Origin of the sequence: Dolichospermum circinale AWQC310F (assembly GCF_000426925.1) — a bacterium.
GTDB lineage: Bacteria > Cyanobacteriota > Cyanobacteriia > Cyanobacteriales > Nostocaceae > Dolichospermum > Dolichospermum circinale.
In genome coordinates, this window is the sequence record NZ_KE384664.1 from 88,208 (window position 1) to 113,074 (window position 24,867).

Annotated in this window: 27 protein-coding genes and 1 pseudogene; 15 read left to right on the forward strand and 13 right to left on the reverse strand. The window is 37.3% G+C overall.

Annotated features, from left to right (window positions below; translation table 11 throughout):
* Positions 1 to 125 precede the first annotated feature (125 nt).
* Positions 126 to 1,469 carry a histidine phosphatase family protein gene (locus ACIR310F_RS0102475; RefSeq protein WP_028082455.1) on the reverse strand — a complete coding sequence of 448 codons (1,344 nt, stop codon included), beginning with the start codon at positions 1,467 to 1,469 and terminating at the stop codon, positions 126 to 128.
* Between the two features lie 135 nt (positions 1,470 to 1,604).
* Here ACIR310F_RS0102475 and ACIR310F_RS0102480 point away from each other — a divergent pair, with 135 nt between their 5' ends.
* Complete coding sequence (locus ACIR310F_RS0102480; protein ID WP_196803150.1) at positions 1,605 to 2,204, forward strand: Uma2 family endonuclease; 600 nt, start codon at positions 1,605 to 1,607, stop codon at positions 2,202 to 2,204.
* 90 nt (positions 2,205 to 2,294) lie between these two features.
* Here ACIR310F_RS0102480 and dapF read toward each other — a convergent pair whose 3' ends face one another.
* A complete protein-coding gene (gene dapF, locus ACIR310F_RS0102485) occupies positions 2,295 to 3,134 on the reverse strand; it encodes a diaminopimelate epimerase (RefSeq protein ID WP_028082457.1) in 840 nt (279 codons plus the stop codon).
* Positions 3,135 to 3,226: 92 nt separating this feature from the next.
* Here dapF and ACIR310F_RS0102490 point away from each other — a divergent pair, with 92 nt between their 5' ends.
* The 3 genes from ACIR310F_RS0102490 to ACIR310F_RS0102500 all read left to right on the forward strand — a co-directional run bounded on the left by ACIR310F_RS0102490 (position 3,227) and on the right by ACIR310F_RS0102500 (position 4,693).
* Positions 3,227 to 3,448 (forward strand): Hfq-related RNA-binding protein, encoded by a 222-nt coding sequence (locus ACIR310F_RS0102490; RefSeq protein ID WP_028082458.1) that lies wholly within the window; start codon positions 3,227 to 3,229, stop codon positions 3,446 to 3,448.
* A 67-nt stretch (positions 3,449 to 3,515) separates the two neighbouring features.
* Positions 3,516 to 3,926: a hypothetical protein gene (locus ACIR310F_RS0102495; protein WP_028082459.1), complete on the forward strand. Its 411-nt coding sequence runs from the start codon at positions 3,516 to 3,518 to the stop codon at positions 3,924 to 3,926.
* The gene (locus tag ACIR310F_RS0102500) at positions 3,923 to 4,693 is read left to right on the forward strand and encodes an HIRAN domain-containing protein (protein WP_028082460.1); all 771 of its coding nucleotides are present in this window, start codon (positions 3,923 to 3,925) and stop codon (positions 4,691 to 4,693) included. Before ACIR310F_RS0102495 ends, ACIR310F_RS0102500 begins: the two co-directional genes overlap by 4 nt.
* Before the next feature lie 129 nt (positions 4,694 to 4,822).
* On the opposite strand, the gene ACIR310F_RS21340 is transcribed toward ACIR310F_RS0102500, so the two are convergent.
* From ACIR310F_RS21340 to ACIR310F_RS0102520, 4 genes are all read right to left on the reverse strand, one after another.
* Positions 4,823 to 6,835 carry a cation:proton antiporter domain-containing protein gene (locus tag ACIR310F_RS21340; protein WP_071604777.1) on the reverse strand — a complete coding sequence of 671 codons (2,013 nt, stop codon included), beginning with the start codon at positions 6,833 to 6,835 and terminating at the stop codon, positions 4,823 to 4,825.
* Positions 6,836 to 6,977: 142 nt separating this feature from the next.
* Complete coding sequence (gene purD / locus ACIR310F_RS0102510; RefSeq protein ID WP_028082461.1) at positions 6,978 to 8,258, reverse strand: phosphoribosylamine--glycine ligase; 1,281 nt, start codon at positions 8,256 to 8,258, stop codon at positions 6,978 to 6,980.
* A gap of 316 nt (positions 8,259 to 8,574) precedes the next feature.
* Complete coding sequence (locus ACIR310F_RS0102515) at positions 8,575 to 8,979, reverse strand: toxin-antitoxin system TumE family protein (protein ID WP_028082462.1); 405 nt, start codon at positions 8,977 to 8,979, stop codon at positions 8,575 to 8,577.
* Positions 8,976 to 9,275, reverse strand: a complete 300-nt coding sequence (locus ACIR310F_RS0102520; RefSeq protein ID WP_028082463.1) for a hypothetical protein — start codon at positions 9,273 to 9,275, stop codon at positions 8,976 to 8,978. The genes ACIR310F_RS0102515 and ACIR310F_RS0102520 overlap by 4 nt, the downstream gene beginning before the upstream one ends.
* A gap of 176 nt (positions 9,276 to 9,451) precedes the next feature.
* Here ACIR310F_RS0102520 and ACIR310F_RS0102525 point away from each other — a divergent pair, with 176 nt between their 5' ends.
* From ACIR310F_RS0102525 to ACIR310F_RS0102540, 4 genes are read left to right on the forward strand one after another with little or no spacing between them, the layout of a single operon-like run.
* The gene (locus tag ACIR310F_RS0102525; protein ID WP_027401523.1) at positions 9,452 to 9,706 is read left to right on the forward strand and encodes a type II toxin-antitoxin system Phd/YefM family antitoxin; all 255 of its coding nucleotides are present in this window, start codon (positions 9,452 to 9,454) and stop codon (positions 9,704 to 9,706) included.
* Positions 9,699 to 9,959, forward strand: a complete 261-nt coding sequence (locus ACIR310F_RS0102530) for a Txe/YoeB family addiction module toxin (protein ID WP_028082464.1) — start codon at positions 9,699 to 9,701, stop codon at positions 9,957 to 9,959. The genes ACIR310F_RS0102525 and ACIR310F_RS0102530 overlap by 8 nt, the downstream gene beginning before the upstream one ends.
* Positions 9,960 to 10,015: 56 nt before the next feature.
* Entirely contained in the window at positions 10,016 to 10,642 is a 627-nt protein-coding gene (gene tmk / locus ACIR310F_RS0102535; protein ID WP_028082465.1) for a dTMP kinase, read from the forward strand.
* Between the two features lie 2 nt (positions 10,643 to 10,644).
* Positions 10,645 to 11,589: a DNA polymerase III subunit delta' gene (locus ACIR310F_RS0102540; RefSeq protein ID WP_028082466.1), complete on the forward strand. Its 945-nt coding sequence runs from the start codon at positions 10,645 to 10,647 to the stop codon at positions 11,587 to 11,589.
* Positions 11,590 to 11,660: 71 nt separating this feature from the next.
* On the opposite strand, the gene ACIR310F_RS0102545 is transcribed toward ACIR310F_RS0102540, so the two are convergent.
* From ACIR310F_RS0102545 to ACIR310F_RS25135, 5 genes are all read right to left on the reverse strand, one after another.
* Positions 11,661 to 13,205: a protein kinase domain-containing protein gene (locus ACIR310F_RS0102545; protein ID WP_028082467.1), complete on the reverse strand. Its 1,545-nt coding sequence runs from the start codon at positions 13,203 to 13,205 to the stop codon at positions 11,661 to 11,663.
* A gap of 212 nt (positions 13,206 to 13,417) precedes the next feature.
* Positions 13,418 to 14,464, reverse strand: a complete 1,047-nt coding sequence (locus ACIR310F_RS0102550; RefSeq protein ID WP_028082468.1) for a serine/threonine protein kinase — start codon at positions 14,462 to 14,464, stop codon at positions 13,418 to 13,420.
* 605 nt (positions 14,465 to 15,069) lie between these two features.
* On the reverse strand, positions 15,070 to 15,399 hold the full coding sequence (locus ACIR310F_RS0102555) for a 4Fe-4S dicluster domain-containing protein (RefSeq protein WP_028082469.1): 330 nt from the start codon (positions 15,397 to 15,399) through the stop codon (positions 15,070 to 15,072).
* Positions 15,399 to 17,009, reverse strand: coding sequence for an FAD-dependent oxidoreductase (locus tag ACIR310F_RS0102560; RefSeq protein WP_028082470.1), 1,611 nt, complete (start codon positions 17,007 to 17,009; stop codon positions 15,399 to 15,401). Before ACIR310F_RS0102560 ends, ACIR310F_RS0102555 begins: the two co-directional genes overlap by 1 nt.
* A gap of 62 nt (positions 17,010 to 17,071) precedes the next feature.
* Positions 17,072 to 17,242, reverse strand: a complete 171-nt coding sequence (locus tag ACIR310F_RS25135; protein WP_155963582.1) for a hypothetical protein — start codon at positions 17,240 to 17,242, stop codon at positions 17,072 to 17,074.
* A 528-nt stretch (positions 17,243 to 17,770) separates the two neighbouring features.
* Here ACIR310F_RS25135 and ACIR310F_RS0102570 point away from each other — a divergent pair.
* Together ACIR310F_RS0102570 and ACIR310F_RS0102575 are read left to right on the forward strand one after the other, a co-directional pair.
* On the forward strand, positions 17,771 to 18,958 hold the full coding sequence (locus ACIR310F_RS0102570) for an aliphatic sulfonate ABC transporter substrate-binding protein (RefSeq protein ID WP_028082471.1): 1,188 nt from the start codon (positions 17,771 to 17,773) through the stop codon (positions 18,956 to 18,958).
* A 27-nt stretch (positions 18,959 to 18,985) separates the two neighbouring features.
* A pseudogene (locus tag ACIR310F_RS0102575) lies at positions 18,986 to 19,195 on the forward strand (DUF5009 domain-containing protein); the annotation flags it as partial.
* 169 nt (positions 19,196 to 19,364) lie between these two features.
* Here ACIR310F_RS0102575 and ACIR310F_RS0102580 read toward each other — a convergent pair.
* Positions 19,365 to 19,607, reverse strand: coding sequence for a hypothetical protein (locus ACIR310F_RS0102580; RefSeq protein WP_028082473.1), 243 nt, complete (start codon positions 19,605 to 19,607; stop codon positions 19,365 to 19,367).
* A 183-nt stretch (positions 19,608 to 19,790) separates the two neighbouring features.
* Between ACIR310F_RS0102580 and ACIR310F_RS0102585 the strand changes: the two genes are divergently transcribed.
* The 5 genes from ACIR310F_RS0102585 to ACIR310F_RS0102605 all read left to right on the forward strand — a co-directional run bounded on the left by ACIR310F_RS0102585 (position 19,791) and on the right by ACIR310F_RS0102605 (position 23,850).
* Entirely contained in the window at positions 19,791 to 20,045 is a 255-nt protein-coding gene (locus ACIR310F_RS0102585; RefSeq protein WP_028082474.1) for a DUF6737 family protein, read from the forward strand.
* Positions 20,029 to 20,742, forward strand: coding sequence for a TIGR04283 family arsenosugar biosynthesis glycosyltransferase (locus ACIR310F_RS0102590; protein ID WP_028082475.1), 714 nt, complete (start codon positions 20,029 to 20,031; stop codon positions 20,740 to 20,742). The genes ACIR310F_RS0102585 and ACIR310F_RS0102590 overlap by 17 nt, the downstream gene beginning before the upstream one ends.
* A 9-nt stretch (positions 20,743 to 20,751) precedes the next feature.
* Positions 20,752 to 21,438: a TVP38/TMEM64 family protein gene (locus tag ACIR310F_RS0102595; protein ID WP_028082476.1), complete on the forward strand. Its 687-nt coding sequence runs from the start codon at positions 20,752 to 20,754 to the stop codon at positions 21,436 to 21,438.
* 185 nt (positions 21,439 to 21,623) lie between these two features.
* On the forward strand, positions 21,624 to 23,171 hold the full coding sequence (locus ACIR310F_RS0102600) for a mercuric reductase (RefSeq protein WP_028082477.1): 1,548 nt from the start codon (positions 21,624 to 21,626) through the stop codon (positions 23,169 to 23,171).
* Positions 23,172 to 23,250: 79 nt separating this feature from the next.
* Positions 23,251 to 23,850: a MiaE family protein gene (locus ACIR310F_RS0102605; protein WP_028082478.1), complete on the forward strand. Its 600-nt coding sequence runs from the start codon at positions 23,251 to 23,253 to the stop codon at positions 23,848 to 23,850.
* Here the strand turns inward: ACIR310F_RS0102605 and ACIR310F_RS0102610 are convergent.
* The gene (locus ACIR310F_RS0102610) at positions 23,847 to 24,773 is read right to left on the reverse strand and encodes an Rpn family recombination-promoting nuclease/putative transposase (RefSeq protein WP_028082479.1); all 927 of its coding nucleotides are present in this window, start codon (positions 24,771 to 24,773) and stop codon (positions 23,847 to 23,849) included. The two genes, ACIR310F_RS0102605 and ACIR310F_RS0102610, sit on opposite strands and share 4 nt — an antisense overlap.
* Positions 24,774 to 24,867 lie beyond the last annotated feature (94 nt).

Genomic DNA, 24,867 nt, shown 5'->3' on the forward strand with positions numbered 1-24,867 from the left:
CATAGTTTATTCTTTCCTAACTCCTGTGTAAATCCTAAAATCTATGCACAGCTAGATCAATGAAAAGTACGAGTCAGGGTAATTCATCAATTACCCCAACAACCTAGCAAATTATCAAGCGCAAATTATAACGCTCCAGCGGCAGTTTTATCCAGTACACTATTACTTAAATGTCCAGTAATATTCATTGCTTGCAGAACCGGATAACCTTGACTACCAGCAGGATAATCAATCACACTCACAGCACCATTACCTTGACGGAAATTCCAGAAATTTTCTCCTGATAAACCAAGAATATGGCACAATAAAGTTTTATTAGTGGCATCATGAGCGACCACCAAACCTAGTTGTAATTGCTGAGATTCGGCGGTTTTAATTATCGTATTCCAATCACTAACACTGCGTTCTCTTACCTGTTCTAGGTTTTCTCCTTCTGGCATCTGTACTTCTGCGGGTATTGTGCGCCACCTTTCTAATTCTCCGGGAAATTCCTGTTCAATTTCCGATTCAAATTTACCTTCCCACAGTCCATGACTAATTTCTCTTAAACCGGCAAACAGTTGCAAGTTTAAACTAGGATGATATTTTAAGATAATTTCCGCCGTTTCCTTGGGACGGGACATAGTGCTACTAACTGCAAAATCAATATTCACATCTTTGAGAAATTCTGCGGCTTTTGCGGCTTGATTTCTGCCATTATCATTGAGGGGAATATCAATTTGTCCTTGAAACTTACCTTGACGATTCCATTCAGTTTCACCATGACGCACCAACAATAATCTTACCCCTTGATGACCGGGACGCAAAGAAGGGAAAGTTTCACCCAGATGTTGGGTTTGATTCATAGATTCTAACTGTACTGGTTCACCCAAACCACCAGCAAAATTTAAAACACTAATTCCGCAGTTAGACTGTTGTAAACAATGGTAACGACTGGGGGAAATACCCAAAGCAGTGCTAATTAAGGCGCGATTAATCCCATTATGACCAACAATGAGAATAGTTTCACCTTGATGTTGGGGAAGAATCTCTTGCCAAAATTGTTTAGCTTGGGTATATAAAGCTAAAACTGGGAAATGTTCTCTAGTTTCGGAATTTTCCTGTAAAACCATGCGAAATTCATGGGGAAGTTCCTTCCAGGTGCGGTAATCTGCTGTTAACTGTTCTTTGACCTCACTCGTCGTCATTCCTACCCAAAGTGGTAAATCAACTTCTACCAATTGTTCATCAATTTGAATTATAGGAGCTTGTGTAGCTAATTGACTGCGGATAATTTCTGCTGTTGATTTTGCGCGTTGCAGGGGACTACTATAAATAGCTTGAAATGAAATACTACTGAGGGCTTTACCTGCTTTACTGGCATCATCACAGCCCTTTGGGGTTAAAGATGACGCATCAGTACGCCCTTGAATACGTTTTTCTATATTGTAGGTACTTTGTCCATGACGCACGATGATCACACGGGTCATTTTTTTACTTTCCTCTTAAATAGCACTAATTTTACTACAAAATGTACCAGGAAGTCAGAATCAGGATATCCAGGATTAAAGGATGAAAACTTTGTATAATCATTGATATTAGTTTCATCTGTGGAGTTAAATCTAATGACCCAAACTACAACCACAAATTTAGAATTAATTCAGCCTTCAGCTAATCATCAGACCTTGACAGATGAGCAATTTATGTTATTGCAGGAAAATAATAATCTTTATGAATATGTGAATGGAGAGCTAATTATTGTGGCAAACTCAGGTGTAGAACACGGCTACTTAGCTCTTACTATGGGATATTTTTTAACAGGCTTTGTGCGTGATCATAAGCTCGGTATAACTTGTGATTCCAGCACCGCTTTTAAAATGAAAACTGGTAACAAAAGATCCCCTGATATTGCTTTTATTTCTAAAGAAAGGTTACAAGGTTTAAAGCGACTACCCAAGGGTTTTTTTGATGGTGCTCCTGATTTAGCTGTAGAAATTATTTCTCCTAATAACACCTTTGAAGAAACTCATAATAAATTAGTAGAGTATTTTGAAAATGGAACTCGTTTAGCTTGGGTGATATTACCAGATGAAGAATGTGTATTGATTTACCACAAACCTAAGCCATCACAGCTTTTGCAATTGGAAGATAGCCTTGATGGAGAAAATGTTATTCCTAATTTTAGTCTTCCTTTGATAGAGTTATTTCAAGAATTATCTTTTTAGATATAGCTGGTGTAAGCAGATCGCCTACAATAATTCTGTAGACAATCGCTGATATTATTTAGAACTCAAAACAGGCTGATTTTAATTTATTTAATATTTGCCTGTAAATACCCGTTCTGCAGGTCCTGTCATGTAAATCCGATTGTCAATTTCTGACCATTCGATTTCCAGGGGTCCACCGGGTAATTCAATCATAGCAGTGCGATCGCATTTATCATTCAATACCCCTGCTACTAAGGACGCACAAGCACCGGTGCCACAAGCGAGGGTAATTCCTGCACCCCGTTCCCAAACGCGCATTTTCAAGTAGTTGCGATTTACGACTTCAATAAATTCCGTATTGGTTTTTTTAGGAAATACCGGATGATTTTCAAATTCCGGACCAATGCTTTCTAAATTAACTGCTGCCACATCTTCTACAAATGTGATACAATGAGGGTTACCCATGCTGACACAGGTAACATCCCAAGTTTTCCCAGCTACTTCTAAGGGAAGATTAATGACTTGAGGCCCACTAGATGCTAAAGTAGTAGGAATTTCCGCTGCTAATAATCGCGGTTCACCCATATCTACTTTCACTTGACCATCATCTGTGAGTTGGGGTACAATCACACCTGCTAAGGTATGAATACTATATTTATCTTTAGTACGGTTAATGCCCTCTAATTCTGTCAAAAATACCGCTAAACAGCGAATCCCATTCCCACACATTTCTGGTTCTGAACCATCAGAGTTAAAAATCCGCATAGTGTAGTCAGTGCCATTTTGTCCAGGAAGGGCGAAAATAACACCATCTGCACCGATGCCAAAATGGCGATCGCACCACTGTACGGCTTTCTCTGGTGTTAATACTGGTGTCAATGAGGAACGATTATCAATGAGAATAAAATCATTACCGAGTCCGTGATACTTAGTAAATTCGATTGCCATTTGTTGTTTTTTGATAAGTCGAAGATTAATTAATTTTATGCAGTAATTTGTCAATTGTCAGTGATGTAATAATTTTAACGATTACCAATAATATGACAACTAATCAATTTGATACAGGACTACCCAGCATTCGTCAAGTTCAGAACTGGATTAAAGAAAAAATAACAGTCGAATTTAGACTAATGACTGGTGATTTAATCACAGGTCGGGTATTTTGGCAAGATCACAATTGCATAAGTGTTTTTAATGCTAATAATGAGCAAATTACCGTTTGGAGACAGGCGATCGCCTATATGAAACCACTGAGTAATTAATTTAGTATCTTAAAAAAAGTTAGTTGCGTAAAATGCTCATAGTGATCTGATGTGAAAGGAGAATCTAATGGAATTAGATACTGAATTTCCTGTTATTTTTGTTATGCAAGAGCATTATGAGCTTGCCAATAATGAGGTCATAGGGACTAATACCAAGTTTTGGTTTAAGCATCAGGAAATTGGGTATTGCTTATATAAACAGAATAAATCACAAGAGATAGGACAGGATTGGGCAGAAAAAGTTGCATCTGAATTATGTAAGCTTTTAGGATTACCCCATGCTATTTATTATCTAGCCGAGACTTGGGAAGGGAATTATGGTGTAGTTTCACCTTCATTCTTAGCGAAGGGCATAACACTAATTCATGGCAATGAAATTCTCACTCCCATTGTGCCAAACTATCCCACATTTCAAGTACAAAATATTCTAGATTTAAACCAAAAGAAATTACTTAATTTCCAGGAATTATTAACATGAAAAAACTGCAAACATTATTCCTAGCGTGGCAAGATACCCATAGTCGTTCATGGTTTACCATTGGTAAATTAACTTATGATGGTAAAAAATACCGATTTGTTTATACCCAAGGTGCAAAAGAAGCCCAAAATATTTGCGATTTTCAACCTTTATACTCATTTCCTGATTTAGAACAAGTATATACATCAATCCATTTATTTCCAGTCTTCTCTAATCGTTTGATGTCTCCTTCACGTCCTGATTATGCTAACTTTCTCAAATGGCTAAATATTCCAGAACAAGAAGATGATCACCTGGCAATTTTAGCCCGTAGCGGTGGAGAAAGAGAAACAGATAATCTTGCTGTTTTTCCATATCCAGAACCAGATACAGAAGGACAATATCAATTATACTTTTTTGCTCATGGACTACGACATTTACCAAAATGTGCCATTGAGCGAATTAATAATTGTGTGCCAGGAGAAAAGTTATGGTTAGCTCATGAATTTCAAAACCCTTATGATACTAAAGCATTAACTTTAAATACAGAAGATCATCATATTGTAGGTTATTGTCCGCGTTACTTACGAAGTGAAATCTTTGATCTGATTTGGAAAAACCCTAGTTTAGTGAGACTGGAAGTAGAGTGTGTCAATTTATCACCTACACCCCTTCAGTTTCGTCTATTGTGTCATATCACTGCTTTGTGTAATGATGATTTTCGCCCCTTTTCCAGTCCAGAATATCAACCGTTAATGGCAGATAATTATGAATTACTTCTGAGTTAAAATTGTTTTATTTGTCTGATAGCGTGGTATAGCCATATCAGGAGTGACAGGACTTGAAGATTTACAGGATAATTATAATTATTAGTGATAATCTTATGTAAATTATTCTATCCTGAACATTCTTTCTAGCTATTTAATAGTGATTTTACCTTCAGCAAAGGCAATTAAAGCATTAAGTTCCTGGTTTGATCCTACCACCAACAAGCGATCGCCTAAAAGAAATGTAGTTTGATAATTAGGATAATCTATTTCTTCACCATCAGCACGACGAATAGCCATTAAACTGACTCCAGTTAAATAACGCATATTCACCTCTTCTAAGCTCATCCCAATCAAAGGAGAATTTGCTGGTAAATCATACCAACGACGATTCAGATCACGAGTCACCTTTTGTAAATACTGAGAAACTTCAGCAGGGGAACGTTCAGGACGTAAATCTAGATAATGATTTTGGCGAATTTCCTGGATTTTCTGTTGTACCAAATCTGGCAACAAACCAACAGCAATTAATAGATGATTTGCCATTTCTAAACTAGCTTCAAATTCAGGTTGTATTACTTCCTTTGCTCCCAATTGATAAAGAACCTCAATATTTTTATCTTGAGTAGCACGGACAACTGTATCTAATTCTGGACATAGCTCCAAAGCCCGTTTTAAACATAGTCGAATACTTGCTGGGTCTGGGAGAGCAATGGCCATACCTTGAGCGTGATTTACGCCAGCGGTTTCTAATACATGAAGACTGACAGAATTACCATAAACATAGGGTATACCTGCTTCTCGTAACTGCTGAATACGACTTTCCGATTGGTCAATAACTACCACAGGTAATTGATATTGCTGTAATAACTTCACTAAATTCTGACCAATGCGGCCATAACCACAAACTACCACATGATTCTTCTGTGGTAAATCTGCCGAAAAATCAAGAGCTTGATCATTTACTAAATAGGGTTTAAGCCAAGGAATAGATTCCGCAAAATCGAATAAAAAAGGTAATAATCGCAGGACAAAGGGAGTTAACATTAAAGTAACAGCCGTAGTTCCCAAAATTAGTAAATATATGCGCCGAGAAACCAAACCCAAAGCTTGTCCTTCACTAGCGAGAACAAAGGAAAATTCCCCAATTTGAGCTAGTCCCAAACCAGCAATTAAAGCAGTTTTTAAAGGGTAGCGAAATAGCCTGACTAAAGGAGTAATAATTAAAAACTTACCCACAAAAACCAAAGCTACTAATCCCAGAATTAATTCCAGATTTTGCCACAAAAATACCGGGTCAATCAACATCCCAATGGCTGCAAAAAACAAACTAGCAAATATATCCCGTAAAGGTTCAACAATAGTTAAAGTTTCATCAGCATATTCTACCTCAGAAATCATCAAACCGGCGACAAATGCGCCCATTTCAATGGATAACCCTAAATATTCTGTTAGGAGCGCAATTCCCAAACAGATTGTTACCACACCTAATAAAAATAACTCCTTACTTTCCGTACCAGCTAATAACCTTAATAAACGTGGAATTAACCAAATTCCCGCCGCATAAGCGCCAGCCGCAAATAAACCAATCTTCACCAAAGCCATAACCACGGCCACACCAATAGCTTCTCCTGGTTGATGAAGAGCAGGTAATACAGCTAACATTAATCCTAGAGCCAAATCCTGGACGACAAGAATCCCCAACATTACCTGTCCGTGGGGTGTTTCCGTTTCATTGCGTTCCATGAGGCATTTGAGGACTACAGCAGTGGAAGACAAAGACAAAATCGAACCCAGAAACACACCTTTAGCGGGTAAAGTTCCCCAAGCTCCCGTAACACCACAAACCAACACGGTGACGAGAATAGTGAGGATAATTTGTAAAGTACCACCTCCCAGAGCGATCGCCTTAACTTTCTTGAGTTCCGTCAAAGAAAATTCCACACCCAAAGCAAACAACAAAAAAGCCACCCCAAACTGGGCTAAAGTTTCCACCTGGACAATTTCCTTAATTAATCCCAGTCCAGTCGGTCCGACAACCATACCACCGATGATATATCCTAGTAAAACAGGTTGCTTTAACAGTGCTGCTAATAGACCACCGCAGGCTGCGACAGCAAACACTGAAACCAAATCAACAATTAAGCGAAAATCTTCTTGCACCTTTTTAAATCAATAATTATTAACAACTATATAGATTCAGCATACAAAGTTTTATCCCTTTGCGGCGCGAGTTGGGATACAATCACAAGAAAATTTGGACTGACCACCCAAAAGTGATCAAGTCCCCATAGACGAAACTTATTTACCTGTTACAAACCCGATAACCAATATCCCGACGATAATACATTTGATCAAATTCAATTTCTTTAATACCTGCATAAGCTTGAGCTAAAGCTTCCTCGAAATCCGTACCCATTCCAGTTATATTTAACACTCTACCGCCATCCGTAACAATTTCCTGGTCTGCATTTAATTTTGTCCCCGCATGAAACACGGTCGCTCCGGCTGTATCTGCTGCTACTAAGCCATTAATTACCTTACCCTTGAGGTATTCTCCCGGATAACCGCCAGAAGCAGCCACTACTGTCGCTGCTGCACCCTGTTTCCAAACAATTGGTGGCATATCTACCAAGCGCTGTTCTATACAAGCTAGAATCAGATATTCTAAAGGTGTTTCCAGTAACGGTAAAATTACTTGGGTTTCAGGATCACCAAACCGACAGTTAAATTCTAAAACTCGAAAATCACCATCTGGTGTAATCATTAACCCCGCATACAAAACGCCTCGGTAGTCAATTCCCCTAGCTTGTAAAGCGGAGATAGTTCTTTCTAATACCTCTGTTTGCACTCGTGCCATTAACTCCGCTGTAGCAATGGGCGCAGGAGCATAAGCACCCATACCTCCAGTATTGTCTCCAGTATCACCTTCACCGACACGCTTGTGATCCTGAGCAGGTAACAACGGCCGAATTGTTAAACCATCAGTTAGAGCTAAAATAGATACTTCTTGTCCCAGTAAACATTCTTCAATTACCACAGAATTACCAGCACTACCAAACTGTCCTTTAAAAATGGCCTCAATGGCTGCTTCAGCTTGGGCAATGTTTTCGGCAACTGTGACACCTTTACCAGCAGCTAAACCATCGGCTTTAATCACAATGGGCGCTCCTTGGTCATGAATGTATGCCTTTGCTGAGGCAGCTTCCGTAAATACCGCAGCTTTGGCCGTAGGAACTCCCGCTTCTGCCATTAATGCTTTAGCCCAGGCTTTACTTGCTTCTATTTGCGCCCCGGCTTTGTTTGGACCAAATACCATTAAGCCTTGATTTTGCAGATAATCGGTAATTCCCTGAGCTAAAGGCACTTCTGGACCGACAACTACTAAAGAAATACTATTAGCGATCGCATATTTACTGATACCTGCAAAGTCATCTACCGCTAAGGACAAGTTTTGACAACCCTGCATAGTTGCTGTACCCCCATTACCTGGTACACAGACAACTTGCTCAATTTGATCAGATTGTAGCAATTTCCACGCTAGAGCGTGTTCCCGTCCCCCATTCCCGATAACTAAAACTTTCACTTATTTCCTCGCGCGTAATCAAGCAAAACGAGTATATATGATACCATTTTCAATTGTCCAAGCTGGTAATCTGGCTAGATTTAGGGTTTGTGTGCCAAACGAGCGATTGCACAATTATATTATGATAATATGCTCTTAGTTTTATCCCAGATGCTATTTATAGTTTTATCATGGTTGTATGATAAGCTTAAATTATATAAAATCAATAATACTTTTGATATTTATAACTTTTAGCAATTTGCCTTTAATTTTAGCCATAAATTTGCTCAGAAATGATCTAATTTAAGCGATTACTAGGCCGTCCTTCGCTATCGCACTAACTTAATTGAGATTTTATATGTCCAGAAATTTGTCTTAAAATTTCTTCAATATCAACAGGTAAATATGGAAAAACGGAATCTTCATAACCATCATGTAAATGATGGGGATAGGTTGAAATTTCAGGATGATGGGGTGCGTTATCCCAACGTTTTATTAGTTCTCTATTTTCAGTTTGCCAATGGAAACTATATTTAATTATTTCTACTTGTCCTGATACTATTTGCCAAAATTCAAACATTTCTAAAAAGCTACCATCTTTTAATGTCAGACGATAACGCCATAGTCCTTTATCAGTTTGTGATTCTTCTCGAATAATCGTTACATTTACGACTTCTGGACAAAGTGCAATTACAGATTTTATCCATGCCAAATAGTCATCAGCATTTCTAACATTTTTCATAAAGCTTGTTCTAATTTATGGATTTTTTTTAAAATATCTTTGCGTAGTTCACATAAGCCGAACCACTCAAAAAAATCCATTTCATCTCCTAAATTTCCTGAGTTAAATTGTTCTAAAAATTGTTCAGAAGCTAGTTGATATTTTTTCTCAAATTTATCTATATCTAAGTTATAAATAGCGAGTTTTTGACCATAACGGGTTAAAATTACATTTAAAAGTTGTCCAATAATTCTATCTAATTCTGTGTTGTCGCTACAGTTTTCACTCAACAGTTCTAATTTTTCTAATGTATTCATAATTATATATATGTTTTTAGTGAAGTTTTTCTTGATTATACACTATTCGAGGCAATAAATATCATATATGGGTGCGGCTCTTTTAGGAAGACAAAATACTACATCCGCGTCTGGGGATTGTAAAATTCGCCCAAACCCGCTATACTTGTACAATAAACAGTACAGGTTCTCCGCCCATGAAAATTATCTCTTTTAGCGAGGCCAGAAATAGTCTGAAAACGGTTTTAGACCAGGTGACGGAAGATGCAGACTATACAATTATCACTAGACGGGATGCTGATGATACGGTGGTGATGTCCCTAGAGTTTTTTAATAGTCTCATGGAGACTGTGCATTTATTGAAGTCTCCGGCAAATGCAGCCCATTTAGAACGTTCCATTGCTCAATTTAAGCAGGGGAAAGTGGTGCAGCGAGATTTGTTAAATGAGTAGAATGTTGGCTTGGACTGATGAGGCTTGGGGTAATTATCTTTACTGGCAAGGGCAAGATCAAAAGACCCTCAAAAGAATCAATAAATTGATTGAAGAGACGATGCGGATGCCTTTTGAGGGTATTGGTAAACCAGATCCTCTCAAGGAAAATTTAGCCGGATTTTGGTCACGTCGAATTGATGATACAAACCGTTTGGTTTATGCTGTTGATGATGTCTATGTAACTATTATTTCTTGCCGATATCATTATTAATTTTGCACTCAGTAGGTTGGCGTGAAAAATTGTCGTTATTTACAAAATTTAACAACATGAATGGTAAATTAATTGTCTTTGAAGGGGTAGAAGGTTGTGGTAAAACTACTCAGATGCACCTTTGTTCTCAGTGGCTAGAAAGTTTAAATATGTCAGTGGTGCTGACTCGTGAACCGGGAGGAACGGAGCTAGGGAAGGATTTACGGGGGTTATTATTGTCAAAGTCAGCGAATAAGCCGATAAGTGAGATTACGGAACTTTTGTTGTATGCTGCTGATAGGGCGCAACATATTGAAGAAGAATTAAAACCGAATTTAGCTATGGGAAAATATATTTTATGCGATCGCTATACTGATTCTACCATTGCTTATCAAGGTTATGGCAGGGGTTTAGATATGAGTCTAATTAATAATCTCAATCAGATTGCTACTGGAGGTTTAACAAGTGATATAACTATTTGGTTGGACGTAGATGTGGAGGTGGGTTTATCGCGCAAACGTGGACAAGCTACATTAGATCGCATTGAACAGGAAACAATTGCTTTTCATCGTCGAGTACAAAGAGGATATACGTATTTATATGTATCCTATCCATCCCGAATTGTGCGAGTAGATGGCAGTGACAGTCAAGAAACTGTGCAGCAAAATATACAAAAGATTTTACAGAAACGCCTGTTTTCATAATTATGTTTTCGTCATTAATCGGACAACAACAAGCAGTAGAATTACTAACCCAGTCCGTTAAACAGAACCGAGTTGCACCTGCTTATATGTTTGTAGGTGCTGATGGTGTGGGTAGAAGTTTAGCAGCACTGTGTTTTATAGAATTACTTTTTTCTAGTTTTGTAAAACCTGATCAAATTCCGATTTTACAACATCGAATTAAACAAAGAAATCATCCAGCTTTATTGTGGGTAGAACCAACTTATCAATATCAAGGACAAAGATTTACTCCACTCGAAGCAGCACAAAAAGGAGTTAAACGCAAAGCACCACCAATAATTCGGTTAGAACAAATTCGAGAAATTACCCAATTTCTGGCTCGTCCACCATTGGAATCAGCGAGAAATGTGATAGTATTAGAACAAGCAGAAACCATGGCAGAATCTGCGGCAAATGCGTTATTAAAAACTTTAGAAGAACCGGGAAAAGCGACATTAATTTTAATTGCACCTTCCCCGGAATCTGTGTTACCAACTTTAGTATCTCGTTGTCAGAAAATTCCTTTTTATCGTTTAGATAATGCTGCTATGAAGCAGGTATTGACGCAAACAGGAAATACAGAGATTTTGCAACATCCAGAAGTTTTAAATATAGCCGCAGGTAGTCCAGGAAATGCGATTTCATCTTACCAACAATTGCAAAATATTCCTAGCGAATTTATGGAACAGGTGAAAAAAAGACCAACATCTTATCGTCACGCTTTAGAATTAGGGAAGAAAATTGATAAAGAATTAGATACAGAAGCACAATTATGGTTAATTGATTATTTACAACAATATTATTGGCAACAAATATATGAACCAAAAATTATTCAACAGTTAGAAAAAACTCGGAAACATTTACTTTGTTATGCTCAACCTCGTTTGGTTTGGGAATGTACATTTTTAGCTTTATTTCAAATATCCTAAATTATATAATCTCCAGACCACTAAAGCAAAGTTTATAGTCTATGAAAATGATGAAACTTTAACCAAAAATACTACTTCAAAAGTCGGTATACTACCCATCCTAAACCTAAACTAATATTGGAAATACCAGCTAAAATTACAAAAGTATGTAATTCGTTAAAAAATTCCTCTAATTTATCTTCATAACTCCCCGCTACAAGTACAGCAACCACCACAGCAACCACCACAGCAACCACTATAGCTATCACTACAGCCCAACGAATAGAGACTAGTACAGCCACAGCCACTAACGCATATACTGGCCAAGCCCTAGATAAAACAGACCAAAGTTTAGTCACAACTCCGACAACAGCCCTAGCCGCAGGTGCAGCTTCCAGTATAGCTCTTACTAAAGGTACAGCCCCCCCTACTATCCACGCGGCTAACCACCAAGCTACAGCCATAGCCCCCACTATAACCATAGCCACAATCCAAAATTGACTATAAGTAGCTGCTAAGTAATAGCCTATTAATCCATAAAATAGTAAATAACTGACTAAGAAAATCCAAAAAGTATTTTCAATTGGTTTATTGGCAGGAACTTGTTTAGGTAAATTAATTACATCATCTATAACTTCTTGTTCATAACTGTCTTCAACTAAAAATGGAACTGTTACTGTTGGATTTTCTTCTTTTACATTAACAATGTTTGGTTCTACATTAATATTGTTTTTTTCTACATTATTAATGTTTTTTAATTCAGAAACAATTATTATTTCTGGATTAACACTGTTTTGTTCTGCATTTTGAGTTGAAAAATTGTAATTTAACATTTTTAGCCATACTTGCATTGATTCTGGTCTATTTTTTGCTTCTAATGCCATACCTTTAAGAATTGCTTGGTTTAATTCGTTGCTGATAGTGACAATAATTTCCTGTGGTGCAATTAATAACTCATCATCAAGTTTACGAGCTAAAGAATTTATCGGGCTTTGACCAGTTACTCCATAATAAAGACTAGCAGCTAAACAGTAAATATCTACTCGTGGATCTCTACTTCCTTTATATCTCTGTTCATAAGGAGCAAATCTTTCATGGGCTGATTTATCTGTTGAACTCTGAGTTGCAGGAATTATTTGTTTAGCAATGCCAAAATCAATTAAAACTGCTTTACCATTATCTTTGATCATAATATTTCCAGGGTGAGCATCTCTATGCACTAAACCCGCTTCATGTATCATCATTAAAGCTGCGCCAATTTGGCAAATATAAGTTATGATTTCTGCTTCTGGTAATGCTCCTTTACGCTTAACTATTTGAAACAAATTTTCTCCTGATATAAATTCCATAACTAGACAATAAATATTACTTTCCTGAAATAATTCAATTATTCCAACAATATGAGGATGAGGATCTTTAGACAAACGTGCTAATAGTTGTCCTTCTGCAATAAATTTTTCTATATATTTGTCATACTCTGGATCGTTTTGCAAATATTTATTAGGTGTTTTAATGACAACTGATCGATTTAAATTAACTTGTAATGCTTGGTAAGTAATTCCAAATCCTCCTTGTCCAAGAATTTGCTGAATTACATATTTACCATTTTGTAATTTTTTTCCTACTGTCCAAGTCATAAATACCTCTGATTTTGAATATTTATTTTCACACTACTATCTAAAAGTTTTAATCTAAAAATCTAAATTAATACTAATTTTTAGTAGCAACTTACAGCAATTCTTATTTAAGTAAAATACAAAAAAGAATTAAACGCAGATAAACGCAGATGAACACAGATAACTTTGTATTTTATTAAATTAAAAAAAGCTATTTTTTTATTAAAAACTGTTTATTTTTTGGTAGAAGTAGGATTGGAAGGTGGCGTTGTTTTATCGTTCCAACTAGCTATACCTTGAAGTAAACCCCCAAAAGCTGCAATTGCAGTTATAACTAATGTTAAAATCTGCATTCTTTTATCCCAATTTACAGAAGGTTTGTTTTCCCTTCCGTTATTAGTGTGACTTGCTGCATTAGTATTTTGACCTTCTGCATTGGCATTTTGACTTTCTGCATTGGTATTGTAAGAATTGCTATTTAATAGTTTTAGCCATAATTCTATTGATTCTGGTCTGTTTTTGGCTTCTAATTCCATTCCTTTAAGAATTGCTAGATTTAATTCATTGCTGATACCAGAAATAAGCTCTTGCGGTGGTATTAAACGCTTATTGTCAATTTTACGTTTTAAAGCAGTTTCAGGAAGTTGACCAGTTATAGCATAATAAAAAGTTGCAGCTAAGGAATAAATATCACTGGCTGCGGTTGGTTTAGTATTTCTAGTGCAAAGTTCAAGAGATGCAAAACTTTCGTCACTTTCTTTAACTCGTCGCGTCGTTAATTCATGATCAAAATCTAAAACTAAATCAAAATCAATTAATACAGCTTCAGATTTTCCCGCACGTAAAATAATATTTTCTGGCTGTACATCTCCATGAATTAGATTATGTTGATGTACAATTGTTAAAGCCGCGCCAATTTGTTGAATATAAATTAATGCTTGTTCTGGAGAAATTTTTCCTAGTTTATCTAAAGTTTCTCCTGGAATATATTCAATTACTAAACATGAATAACCTGCTTCTTTAAAAGCTTCGTAAAATTTGACAATATGTTCATGTTGACAACGGATAAGTTTTACCGCTTCTTTCATAAACATAGTTTCTAAGCGTTCCTTATCTGATTCACTAAGAGATGTAAGTGAATTAACATCTAAAGTTTTTAGCAGCAGAAGATCATCCTGTCTATTTTTAGCAATATAATTAACGCCAAAACGTCCTGTTTTTAGCTCTCTCTCAATGGTATATCTTCCATTTTGTAATTGATCACCTCGGACCCAAGCCATTTTTTCTAACTCCTAAAATACTTTGATCAATTTTCACATAAAAAACTCTTATAGTCACTACCTAATATCTGGGCGGTTAGAAACCGCGTCTACACAGGTAAAACCTGCCTACGCAGGTTAAAAATCCTTGGTTTTTCCATGATTAAAAACTTTAGAAGAACCGGGAAGAAAGACCAACATCTTACCGTCATGCTTTAGAATACAGTAAATTGCTTTAAGTCTTACTTTACAGCAGTTTTCGGCGATTTAAACCAGACTTTGATTACCTTCTTCTTCCTTTGCGCCTTCCTTACTTTGCGCCTACCCTTCGGGATCTCTAAGAGAGATTGCGCGAAACAAAAACCGTGGTTCATTTACCTGAAATTTGCTGTAAGTTCTTGTTTAAAATTAGACAAGATTGCAAAATTACTTTTATATGATAGTGAGGGTTTGGCATTTTGGAACTAGCAAATTTAAATCATCTAGAATTCATTTCTTTAAAAAAGAGTAAACCTTGTCAAAACCACCGTCGGGAAACATCCCCAAACGCAAATAAAATACCATGAATATTTTTCATGGTATTACAGGTGGTGAAATTCGTCACATAAACTTTGTCCGGTCGTTGTTCATCTGTTCATAAGTCTGAGTTGTCGAGTGGGATCTTTGTCAGTCCCCCCCATTTTGCCTCGATGCCAACCCATATTACGGGTGTAACTACCTAGCAGGTTTTGGGCAATTAACCGCTCTGATTCGACCTCATCATCCAGTTCGGCGTAGGGTGACACATAAAGAGCATCCACAGGACAGTACAGTTCGCATAGAAAACAAGTCTGACAATCTGACTTGCGAGCAATCACAGCTAGTCCGTCGCTTCCAGAATCGAAGACATCCCGTGGACATACGTTCACACATATATCACAGCCAACACAGCGATCACTATCAACAATTTCAATCATTATGCTACCTCTACCTCTTGCCAATGTTTTTCTGCGGCCATAACTGCAACATCATCAAGCCCAAAAGTCAACAATCGTCGTGTTTGTGTATCATCTGTGGTTGTGAAATCTGTGCGTCGGTGCATTCCTCTACTTTCCTTCCGTGCATCCGCACTAGCCCATATCCAGCGAGCCGTAGCTGTCATTGCCGCGGCTTCCCGTGCGCGTAAAGCATTGCGACCTTCACCTACTAGATAATCACGGACATCTGCCCATACTGCATCTAAACGTTGACGCGACAATGCTATCCTGACTCCAGAACGAAAGAAATTGACATCAAGGGGTAAGGTTTCAGCCTGAACGCCACTAATTACTTCTGAGATTAGCCTCTCTCTTTTAGGCTGTTTACGAGGACGCAGACCCGCTTCACCTAAACCATGAACTAAGCGCGTCTCTGCCTTGTCACCGAGAGAGGCTGCAAAACCTGCGGCTGCCCGTCCACTCCAGGTGCCGCTGGCGATCGCCCAAGACGCATTAGGACTTCCTCCCCCTGACACAGCCCCGACAATATTTTCACGGGAGGCTGCATCGCCGGCTGCATAAAGTCCCGGAACTGTTGTGGCGCAATCCTCGTTGATGATTTCCAGTCCACCTACCCCACGAACAGTACCTTCTGAGCGTAGGGTAACTGGAAAACGCTCTTTGAATGGATCTAATCCAATTCTGTCAAATGGTAAAAAACAATTAGGCTGACCTTGACGCAACCAATCATGTTCCACAGAGTTACCACGATTCATCAGCGCGTAGACTTTTTGGCCATCAATTAGTTGGCGGGCGATGCGTACAGAGCGGTCTTCCCCTGTTTCTGGTAAGGGAGAACCATCTTCTAGATAAAAACTGGCAAAGGAGAATGTCAGCCCCTTAGTCACGGAAGTATGAGCGGGTGATAAGCCATATTGGGAGGAAAACTCCATCCCAGATAGTCTTACACCTGCCTCCGCTGCCATGAGATAACCATCGCCAGTATTACCATCGCAACCTAGAGCGTGAGACAGAAAAGCACAGCCGCCAGTTGCCAAGACCACGGCGCCCGCCCTAACTTCCCAGAGATTCCCACTGCGGGGATGAATACCTGCTGCACCGGCGATCGCTCCATTTGATGCAAGTAGTTCCAGTGCGGGATGATGGTCAAGAATGCGTACTCCAGCAGCGATCGCTCTCCGTCGCATGAAACCCATGTAATCCGGTCCGCGTAAGTTAGCACGGTAGGAATTTCCCAAATCATCTAAAGGAAAGGGATAGCCACTATCACCTAATTTATCTAAACCTCTTTGCGCCTGCTCAATTACACGCTGCAACCAACGGCGATCTGCAAGTCCTGTTGAGCGCGACAACCGACGCTCAATTTCTCCATCACGTTGTCCACCTTTTGGAAGATACCATGCCCCAGTATTAGATGGGGCTGTTGCCCCTGAAGTACCGCAATACCCTTTATCAGCTAACACAACCCGAACTCCTTGTTCTGCTGCTGAAAGTGCTGCCCAAGTACCTGCTGGACCTCCACCCAGAACTAAAACGTCAGCGAAAATCACACTCTTTTCTGCCGACATCTGAAAAATTTTTGTATTCATAAACTCACATTTATGTTCATTTTTTTGAGAATGCTGTATTTGAATTGTAGACTGGGATTTAATCAAACTCTTGTGGGATATTTTTTCATTTGTGCCTTTGGTAATTCACAAATATCTGGTTTTACCTGTTCCTGTTCTATTAATATTTGAATGTGTGTTGGTAACTGCGTTTGCTGTCTTTGCGACCAAGGTTCTCCATCTGACAATTCTTGTTCAATTAACCCATAAAACATTATATTCACCTTCTTAAAAGTAAGGCAGATCAATATTTCCTGCCAGTATTCCGCAAGTACAAAAATCAGGGGTGTAACTTATCCTTATTCAAAGGCGGGAAGCTAACTTCTGAAAGCTAACTACTTTGATAAAAATAAAACTACACTAAATCTATCAAGAAATAGTAGATGTGATTAACATATCACAGATTTCCACAAAAATCAAGTCATAAAGGTGTGAGTAAATGTAAATTTATATATCGAGACTAAAAACCAACGCCGATAATGGGGAATATTAGGGCAGATTTTAACTTCGTGAACCTTCTCTTGCACCAGTAACAGCATATATTTTCTAGTCAAACCACTTGACATTTATTTGCAGTCATGTGATACTACTGGAGTAATCCCCGGTAACTCGACCAATAAACCGTAGTTTTATTTTATTCCAAGTGATTAATAAATTATTCATCATTTGGGCAAAAAAATTAAACTCGAATTACCAATATCTGATTACTAATTTTCTTTTCAAACTCACAAAAAAGAAAATCTATGATTTCTACAGTCAAAGCTCAACATCAGAATATGCTTGGCCGTTTTAAGTTACTCTTAGTACCTGGCTTATTAACCTTAGCAACTTCTTTAACATTAGTAAGTTGCAAGGCAGAAAATCAAAAAGTAGTAACCCAATCTCTGACAAGCAAAATATCAGCTAGTAACATACCTAGAGTATTTAAAGTATCAGATACCAAAATAGCTAAAGTATTAGATGCAGAAATATCTAAAGTATCGGATACCAAAATAGCTCAAGCTTCAAAAACACCTGGCATTAAAACCAATGTTATTCGTGTAGGGTATCAACAAGCTGGGGATTTGGTGAGAATCACAAAGGTTTTAGAAAAACGTCTAGACCCTTTGGGTGTGAAGGTGGAATGGGCCCAATTTGCCCAAGGGCCACAATTAATGGAAGCTATGAATGTTGGCAGAATAGATATAGGTTCTGTGGGGGAAACTCCGCCTATTTTTGCCCAAGCCGCTGGCGCTCAAATTGTTTATATTGTTGGTTCACGACAAACTAAAGAGAGTGGGAAAGGGAGTGCGATTGTAGTACCACCGAATTCTCCCATTAAAAGCGTCAAAGATATGAAAGGAAAAACCGTAGTTTTCCAAAAAGCTTCTGCATCACACTATTTTATCCTGAGAGCTTTAGAAGAAGTAGGTTTGAAATATAGTGATATTAAAGTTCAAAGTTTACCTAATGTAGAAGCTGCTAGTGCTTTTCTTCAAGGAAAAATTCCTGTTTGGGTAACAGGAGATCCCCATCTAGCGCGGGCTGAAAAAGAAGGTAAGGTACGCATTCTTAGGAATGCCCTTGGCATTAATTCTCCTGGTGGATACTATGTTGGCATTAAACAATTTGCCATTGATAATCCTAAATTGTTGCGCATAGTTATTGAAGAAATTGATAAAATTCAGAAATGGGCGCAAGCACATCCTAAAGAAACCGCAGTCTTAACTGCACAATATCAAAAATTACCTCCTGATGTGATGGATTTAGTAATTAGCCGACGCACCTATGGGTTGAGAGCCATTTCACCAGCATTAATTAAGGATCAACAGCGAGTTGCAGATTATTTCTATCAAAATGGTGTTCTTCCCAAACCTGTCAAGGTTCAGGAAGCAATGTTGACACCTCAACAATATGCAGAAATTAATCCGCCCACAATTAGTCAGAAATAACATTTTCAGTCTCAATTTCCATAGTATGCGATCGCTCTTTTTGTGGCTTCGGTGATTCTAATTAAAATTACAGTGAAAACCCAAATTGGTAGTATCTATAATTGGATTGATCAAAATATTTTTGCATCTTGGGCGGGAAATTTCAACGGTTCATTTTTATTTGCACTTTTTACCGCGTTATTTTGGTATAGTATTGCTGTTTTGATGTATCAGAAACGCTGGTTTATTAAAGTCTAAATAAAACTCTTTTCGGACAGGCATCTTGCCTGTCTAATACAGCGGTTTACGATCTGATGAGGTACAAAGTTGAATCATGAAACTCTTGTGGTGCGGGCATCTTGCCCGCTAAATATGTAACTCATAACACCGTGAAGTGCTGTATTTTGTGAGAATTTGAAAAACCTATCTATCGTTTCGGACGTTTTACCCCAAAACCATACATATTAACACGCTTATCATAACGCCTGTCAATAATTCCCAGTTGTAGCAAATATTGTATAATTTCCTCCGGGTTTAAAGTAGGTGGTTGTTTTCCAGATTCTTCACTCCACATTGTATTTTTAAGTGTATCGAGGAAAATTTCTTTCTCAACAGAAACTTTCAAACCATTTAAGCTATTTTTCAGAGGTTCTAACCAAAGGATATTCATCTATAGTTACTATCTAGCTTGACTTTGAAAACAACTTCTGAGAGGATTTTTTAAAAGTATTAAATGAAACCAATAATCTCCAGAAACCTAACCCTGCTTTTACCTTTACCAACAACTTCCTAGCCTGAAATAGACATTCCCTGCTAAACTAAAAAACAAATCCATAAATTTCTTCATAGAAAAATGTCTGAACAACAAACAATTAGCCCCTGGAAATATAAACCTTGGTGGTGTCAACCTTGGTCAATTATCCTGACTACTATCACATTAATTAGTGGTAGTTTGTTAATATTTAAAATTATTTGGTTTACAATTTTATTGGCTATTCCGCTATTAATTTGGATGGGGTTTTTTCTATTAATTTGGCCGCAGATGATGGTTGAAAGTGGGCTTTTCAATAATATAGATAATGATGATAATCATGAAAGAAATTATTAATCAGAATACTCACCAAAAGCAAATTTCTATTATTATTCCCACTCTCAATGAAGCTGATAATATTGAAAGTGCAATTAATAGCACAAAATCCAGCACAAATATAGAAATAATAGTTGTTGACGGTGGTTCAAAAGATGAAACATTATTAATAGCTAAATCCTTGGGTGCTAAGATAATTGTCTCTCCTCCTGGACGTGCTAATCAAATGAATATGGGTGCTGTGGTTGCGACTGGGGAAATTTTGCTGTTTCTTCATGGTGATACCAATTTACCAACTAATTTTGATCAAATGATTCGGAAAACATTAGCAAAACCAGGAATTGCGGCTGGTGCATTTGCTTTACAAATAAATTCATCTCATTGGGGGTTGCGTTTTGTCGAGTTTGGTGTAAAATGGAGATGCAATCTTTTACAAATGCCCTATGGTGATCAAGCCATTTTTATCACTAAAGATGTATTTCAAAAAGTTGGTAATTTCCCAGAAATACCGATTATGGAAGATTTTGAAATGATCAGAAAATTAAAACATCTCGGCAAAATTCATCTATTATCAGCGCCTGTAATTACTTCACCACGTCGGTGGTTAAAAAAAGGAATTTTGCAAACTACTATTCTGAATCAAATTATTATCATTGCTTATTTATTGGGTATTTCCCCCAATCAAATTCGTAATTGGTACTCTTCTTCAAAATTGTAAAAAATTTTCATGGTTATGACATTTTTATCAGAAATAGATTTGGCTTTAGTACAAGAATCTATCAAAGCATCTTCTCCCAGTTTCCTGGCATTTTTACAAAATACTTTACAATGGGTGAATGGCCTTGGTGCTTTAGGTGGAGTAGTATTTATTGCTATCTACATTATTGCTACTTTAGCTTTTTTACCAGCCGCAATTCTAACTTTAGGTGCTGGAGTAATTTTTGGTGTAATTTGGGGTTCTTTATATGTGTTTATCGGTGCTACTTTGGGTGCTGTAGCTGCATTTTTGGTAGGACGTTATTTAGCTAGAGGTTGGGTAAAACAAAAAATTTCTAGTTACAAAAAATTTGCCAATATTGATCAAGCCGTTAGCAAAGAAGGATTAAAAATTGTCTTTTTAATTCGACTTTCTCCTTTATTTCCTTTCAATTTATTAAACTACGCTTTGGGAGTTACTAGTGTTTCTTTAAAAGACTATTTTTTGGCTTCAGTCGGGATGATTCCGGGGACAATTATGTATGTTTATCTGGGACATTTAGCAGGAGATTTAGCTTTAATTGGTAATAAGAGTCAACCTGATAATATGATTCTCCATTGGGTAATTCAAATTATTGGTTTAATAGCCACAATTGCGGTTACGGTTTATGTAACTAAGATAGCTAAAAAAGCTTTAAAAGAGGAGATATTAGAATGATTTTCCTAAGTAATGAGTCAACTTAAATACTAGTGCTTGGCTGCTCATGATTAATCTCTCAAACTCCGAAATATTCTAGATTTGTTAAATACAAAACTGACAAATTTTTGATCATGATATATCTATTAAATAAAGATTAGATAATCAAAAAATACTTTATCCTTGATAATTTAGAGGTAAAATAAATGTCAATTTCCGAATCTTCAAGAGTGACAATTCGTCCCATGGATGAGTATAATCAAAAACTACTTAAAAATGTTCATCCCGATAATTGGGTTAATCCTCAACCTGCTGATTTTTATGATTTGGTAGTAATTGGTGGGGGAACTGCGGGTTTAGTTGTGGCTGCGGGTGCTGCGGGTTTAGATATAGGTTTGAAAATTGCATTAATTGAAAAAAATCTCATGGGAGGAGATTGTTTGAATTTTGGTTGTATACCTTCTAAATGTTTAATTCGTTCTTCCCGTGTAGTTGGAGAAATGCAGAAAGCTAAGGATTTAGGTGTTAATATTTCCCAACAATTTGATGTTGATTTTTCCACAATTATGAAAAGAATGCGACGCATTCGGGCTAGTATTAGTCATCATGATTCCGTGGAAAGATTTAAAAGTTTAGGAATTGATGTTTTTTTAGGTGATGGTAAATTTACAAATAATAATACTATAGAAGTTGCCCATAAAACATTAAAATTTAAAAAAGCTGTAATTGCTACTGGTGCTAGGGCTATTAAACCGAAAATTCGCGGAATTGAAGCAGCCGGTTATTTAACTAATGAAACTGTTTTTTCTCTAACTCAAAAACCAGAAAAATTAGCAATAATTGGTGGTGGTCCTATTGGTTGTGAATTAGCCCAAACATTTCGCAGGTTGGGTTGTGAGGTAATATTATTTGATCGTGGTTCACAAATTTTAAACAAGGAAGATAGGGAAGCAGCGGAAATTTTACAAAAAGTTTTAATTGATGAAGGTATTCGTTTAGTATTAAATTGTCAATTAGAAGAAGTGGTGACAGTAACGGAGGGAAAACGACTCTATTTTTCTGTGAATAGTGAACGAGACTCGGTGACAGTTGATGAAATATTAGTTGGTGCGGGACGAGCGCCGAATGTGGAAAATTTGAATTTGGCGGCAGCAGGTGTAGAATATGATCTGAATTTGGGTGTAAAAGTGAATGATTATTTGCAAACTACAAATCCCAAAATTTACGCAGCTGGTGATATCTGCATGAATTGGAAATTTACTCACGCAGCTGATGCGGCGGCGCGAATTGTGATTAAAAATACTCTATTTTCCCCCTTTGGTTGGGGACGATCTAAACTCAGTAGTTTAATCATGCCCTGGGTGACATATACTAGCCCGGAAATTGCTCATGTGGGAATGTATGAAAATGATGCTCAAAAATTGGGGATAGAAATAGAAACTATCAAGATTCCCTTTAGAAGTATAGATCGAGCGATCGCAGATCAGGAAGAATCTGGTTTTTTAAAGATTCATTACCAGAAAGGATCAGATCAAATTCTCGGTGCAACCATTGTTGCTAATCATGCTGGTGAGATGATTTCGGAAATTACCACAGCTATTGTCAATAAAATCGGTTTAAGTAAACTTAGTAGTGTAATTCATCCTTATCCAACCCAAGCAGAAGCAATTAAAAAAGCCGCAGACGCTTATCGTCGCACCTTACTAACACCAAAAACTAAGCAGTTATTGAGATTCTTAAAAAACTTTTCTTAATGATCAAGAAAATCAGCAATTACAGAAAATCGCTGTAAAATAAATTAGCTAAATTGTTCAACTCGGAGTTATTTTTGCTGTGCTGAGTTCACCTTTACCCACTATTAATGCTCTCAAACAACCTACTAATGATGCTTGGGTAGAGCAAGCGATCGCTAATATTGATATGATTTTATTAGATCACTCCCACTGTGAACGCAAAGCCGCAGGAGTAGCATTAAATATGATGTTTCGTTATCCTTCTCATCATAAAATGATTAGGGAATTAACAGCGATCGCTTGTGAAGAATTAGAACACTTTGAACTAGTCAACCAATGGCTAGAACGCCGTCAGATTAAACTTGCAGCCCTATCCGCACCCCCCTACGGTGCCGGCTTAAAATCCCAAGTTCGCGGCCAAGAACCCCACAGATTTTTAGATTCTTTACTCGTCACCGGTTTGATAGAAGCCCGTAGTCATGAACGTTTAGGACTTCTAGCTGCTAATTGTCCAGAACCAGAATTAGCTCAATTTTACCGCAGTTTAATGGCCTCAGAAGCCCGACATTTTGGCACATATTGGGTTTTAGCTGATACCTATTTTGAGCGAAAAATTGTCATGGACAGATTAGATGAATTAGCAGAGGTGGAAAGTCAATTATTATCAACTTTACACCCAGAACCGAGAATACATAGTTAGTCAATTTTTCCCGGAGTATGTATTAATAACCAAGATTGTAAATCGGCTAAACTATTAAAATCTAAAAGTGCTTCACTCAATTCTTCCAAAACAGATAATGGTAAACCAGAAATAGATTTTATCTTTCTTTGAGATATTTTACCAAACCGCTTTGTTAGTTGTCGAATCACCAAACCAATTGTCGCTTGTTGTATGCCTTGTTCTATGCCTTGTTCCAGACCTTGTTCTAGTCCTTCCTCCAGTCCTTCTTCTCTTCCCTCTTCCCTTCCTTCCTCTTTAATTTCTCGATAAACTCTAGTTTCTTTGAGCGTAATATCTAACATGGATTCTACCTCCCGACGACTCAATTTTTCAAACTTGTACACCATGATGGTCGTGATCATTTCTATAATAACTTGACTGGATGGTGTTACAATCTCCTCATGGGTTCTGTTTAATAAATACCTAGCTATGGCTGGAGCTTGACTTTCTTCCAGGGTAGTTAGTAACATTATACCTAACCCTAATGGTAATTTCTGAATATCTCCCAATTCATCTAAATATACTCGATGTACTTGGGGACTATTAAGGAATCCACGATGGGGATAAATATCATTTTGTTCTGTCTTGCGAGATGGATAAATAATTACTACTTGCCAATCACAGAATCTTTGACGATGACGATAAAAATATAGTGAGGTTTCGGCACATATTCTTTCATACAATTGTTCATCTTTCTGAAATTGTACCTCACAGAAATATACTATTCCTTGTCCATCAATTTCAGGTGGTAAAAATACACCATCAATTGTAAATGTCGGTTCTTTAACAGCTACAGAATCAAAACGATAAGATTCAGCATTAATCGGCGGATCTGTCAATAGTTCAAACAACAAAGATGGGTTTTGTTGAAAGAGTTTATAAAAGATTGAGTCTCTTCGCATAAATCATAATTATGATATTTACTTGTTGAACTTGCTCAGACTTTGCATCTTTGCTCCTTTGTGCCTTGGTGCAAAACATATTTATTAGACATCT

Excerpts from the sequence above, each read along its gene's own strand:
- ACIR310F_RS0102475 (WP_028082455.1), bottom strand. The coding sequence starts at position 1,469 with ATGACCCGTGTGATCATCGTGCGTCATGGACAAAGTACCTACAATATA.
- ACIR310F_RS0102480 (WP_196803150.1), top strand. The coding sequence starts at position 1,605 with ATGACCCAAACTACAACCACAAATTTAGAATTAATTCAGCCTTCAGCT.
- dapF (WP_028082457.1), bottom strand. The coding sequence starts at position 3,134 with ATGGCAATCGAATTTACTAAGTATCACGGACTCGGTAATGATTTTATT.
- ACIR310F_RS0102490 (WP_028082458.1), top strand. The coding sequence starts at position 3,227 with ATGACAACTAATCAATTTGATACAGGACTACCCAGCATTCGTCAAGTT.
- ACIR310F_RS0102495 (WP_028082459.1), top strand. The coding sequence starts at position 3,516 with ATGGAATTAGATACTGAATTTCCTGTTATTTTTGTTATGCAAGAGCAT.
- ACIR310F_RS0102500 (WP_028082460.1), top strand. The coding sequence starts at position 3,923 with ATGAAAAAACTGCAAACATTATTCCTAGCGTGGCAAGATACCCATAGT.
- ACIR310F_RS0102515 (WP_028082462.1), bottom strand. The coding sequence starts at position 8,979 with ATGAAAAATGTTAGAAATGCTGATGACTATTTGGCATGGATAAAATCT.
- ACIR310F_RS0102520 (WP_028082463.1), bottom strand. The coding sequence starts at position 9,275 with ATGAATACATTAGAAAAATTAGAACTGTTGAGTGAAAACTGTAGCGAC.
- ACIR310F_RS0102525 (WP_027401523.1), top strand. The coding sequence starts at position 9,452 with ATGAAAATTATCTCTTTTAGCGAGGCCAGAAATAGTCTGAAAACGGTT.
- ACIR310F_RS0102530 (WP_028082464.1), top strand. The coding sequence starts at position 9,699 with ATGAGTAGAATGTTGGCTTGGACTGATGAGGCTTGGGGTAATTATCTT.
- tmk (WP_028082465.1), top strand. The coding sequence starts at position 10,016 with ATGAATGGTAAATTAATTGTCTTTGAAGGGGTAGAAGGTTGTGGTAAA.
- ACIR310F_RS0102540 (WP_028082466.1), top strand. The coding sequence starts at position 10,645 with ATGTTTTCGTCATTAATCGGACAACAACAAGCAGTAGAATTACTAACC.
- ACIR310F_RS0102545 (WP_028082467.1), bottom strand. The coding sequence starts at position 13,205 with ATGACTTGGACAGTAGGAAAAAAATTACAAAATGGTAAATATGTAATT.
- ACIR310F_RS0102550 (WP_028082468.1), bottom strand. The coding sequence starts at position 14,464 with ATGGCTTGGGTCCGAGGTGATCAATTACAAAATGGAAGATATACCATT.
- ACIR310F_RS0102555 (WP_028082469.1), bottom strand. The coding sequence starts at position 15,399 with ATGATTGAAATTGTTGATAGTGATCGCTGTGTTGGCTGTGATATATGT.
- ACIR310F_RS0102560 (WP_028082470.1), bottom strand. The coding sequence starts at position 17,009 with ATGAATACAAAAATTTTTCAGATGTCGGCAGAAAAGAGTGTGATTTTC.
- ACIR310F_RS25135 (WP_155963582.1), bottom strand. The coding sequence starts at position 17,242 with ATGTTTTATGGGTTAATTGAACAAGAATTGTCAGATGGAGAACCTTGG.
- ACIR310F_RS0102570 (WP_028082471.1), top strand. The coding sequence starts at position 17,771 with ATGATTTCTACAGTCAAAGCTCAACATCAGAATATGCTTGGCCGTTTT.
- ACIR310F_RS0102580 (WP_028082473.1), bottom strand. The coding sequence starts at position 19,607 with ATGAATATCCTTTGGTTAGAACCTCTGAAAAATAGCTTAAATGGTTTG.
- ACIR310F_RS0102585 (WP_028082474.1), top strand. The coding sequence starts at position 19,791 with ATGTCTGAACAACAAACAATTAGCCCCTGGAAATATAAACCTTGGTGG.
- ACIR310F_RS0102590 (WP_028082475.1), top strand. The coding sequence starts at position 20,029 with ATGAAAGAAATTATTAATCAGAATACTCACCAAAAGCAAATTTCTATT.
- ACIR310F_RS0102595 (WP_028082476.1), top strand. The coding sequence starts at position 20,752 with ATGGTTATGACATTTTTATCAGAAATAGATTTGGCTTTAGTACAAGAA.
- ACIR310F_RS0102600 (WP_028082477.1), top strand. The coding sequence starts at position 21,624 with ATGTCAATTTCCGAATCTTCAAGAGTGACAATTCGTCCCATGGATGAG.
- ACIR310F_RS0102610 (WP_028082479.1), bottom strand. The coding sequence starts at position 24,773 with ATGCGAAGAGACTCAATCTTTTATAAACTCTTTCAACAAAACCCATCT.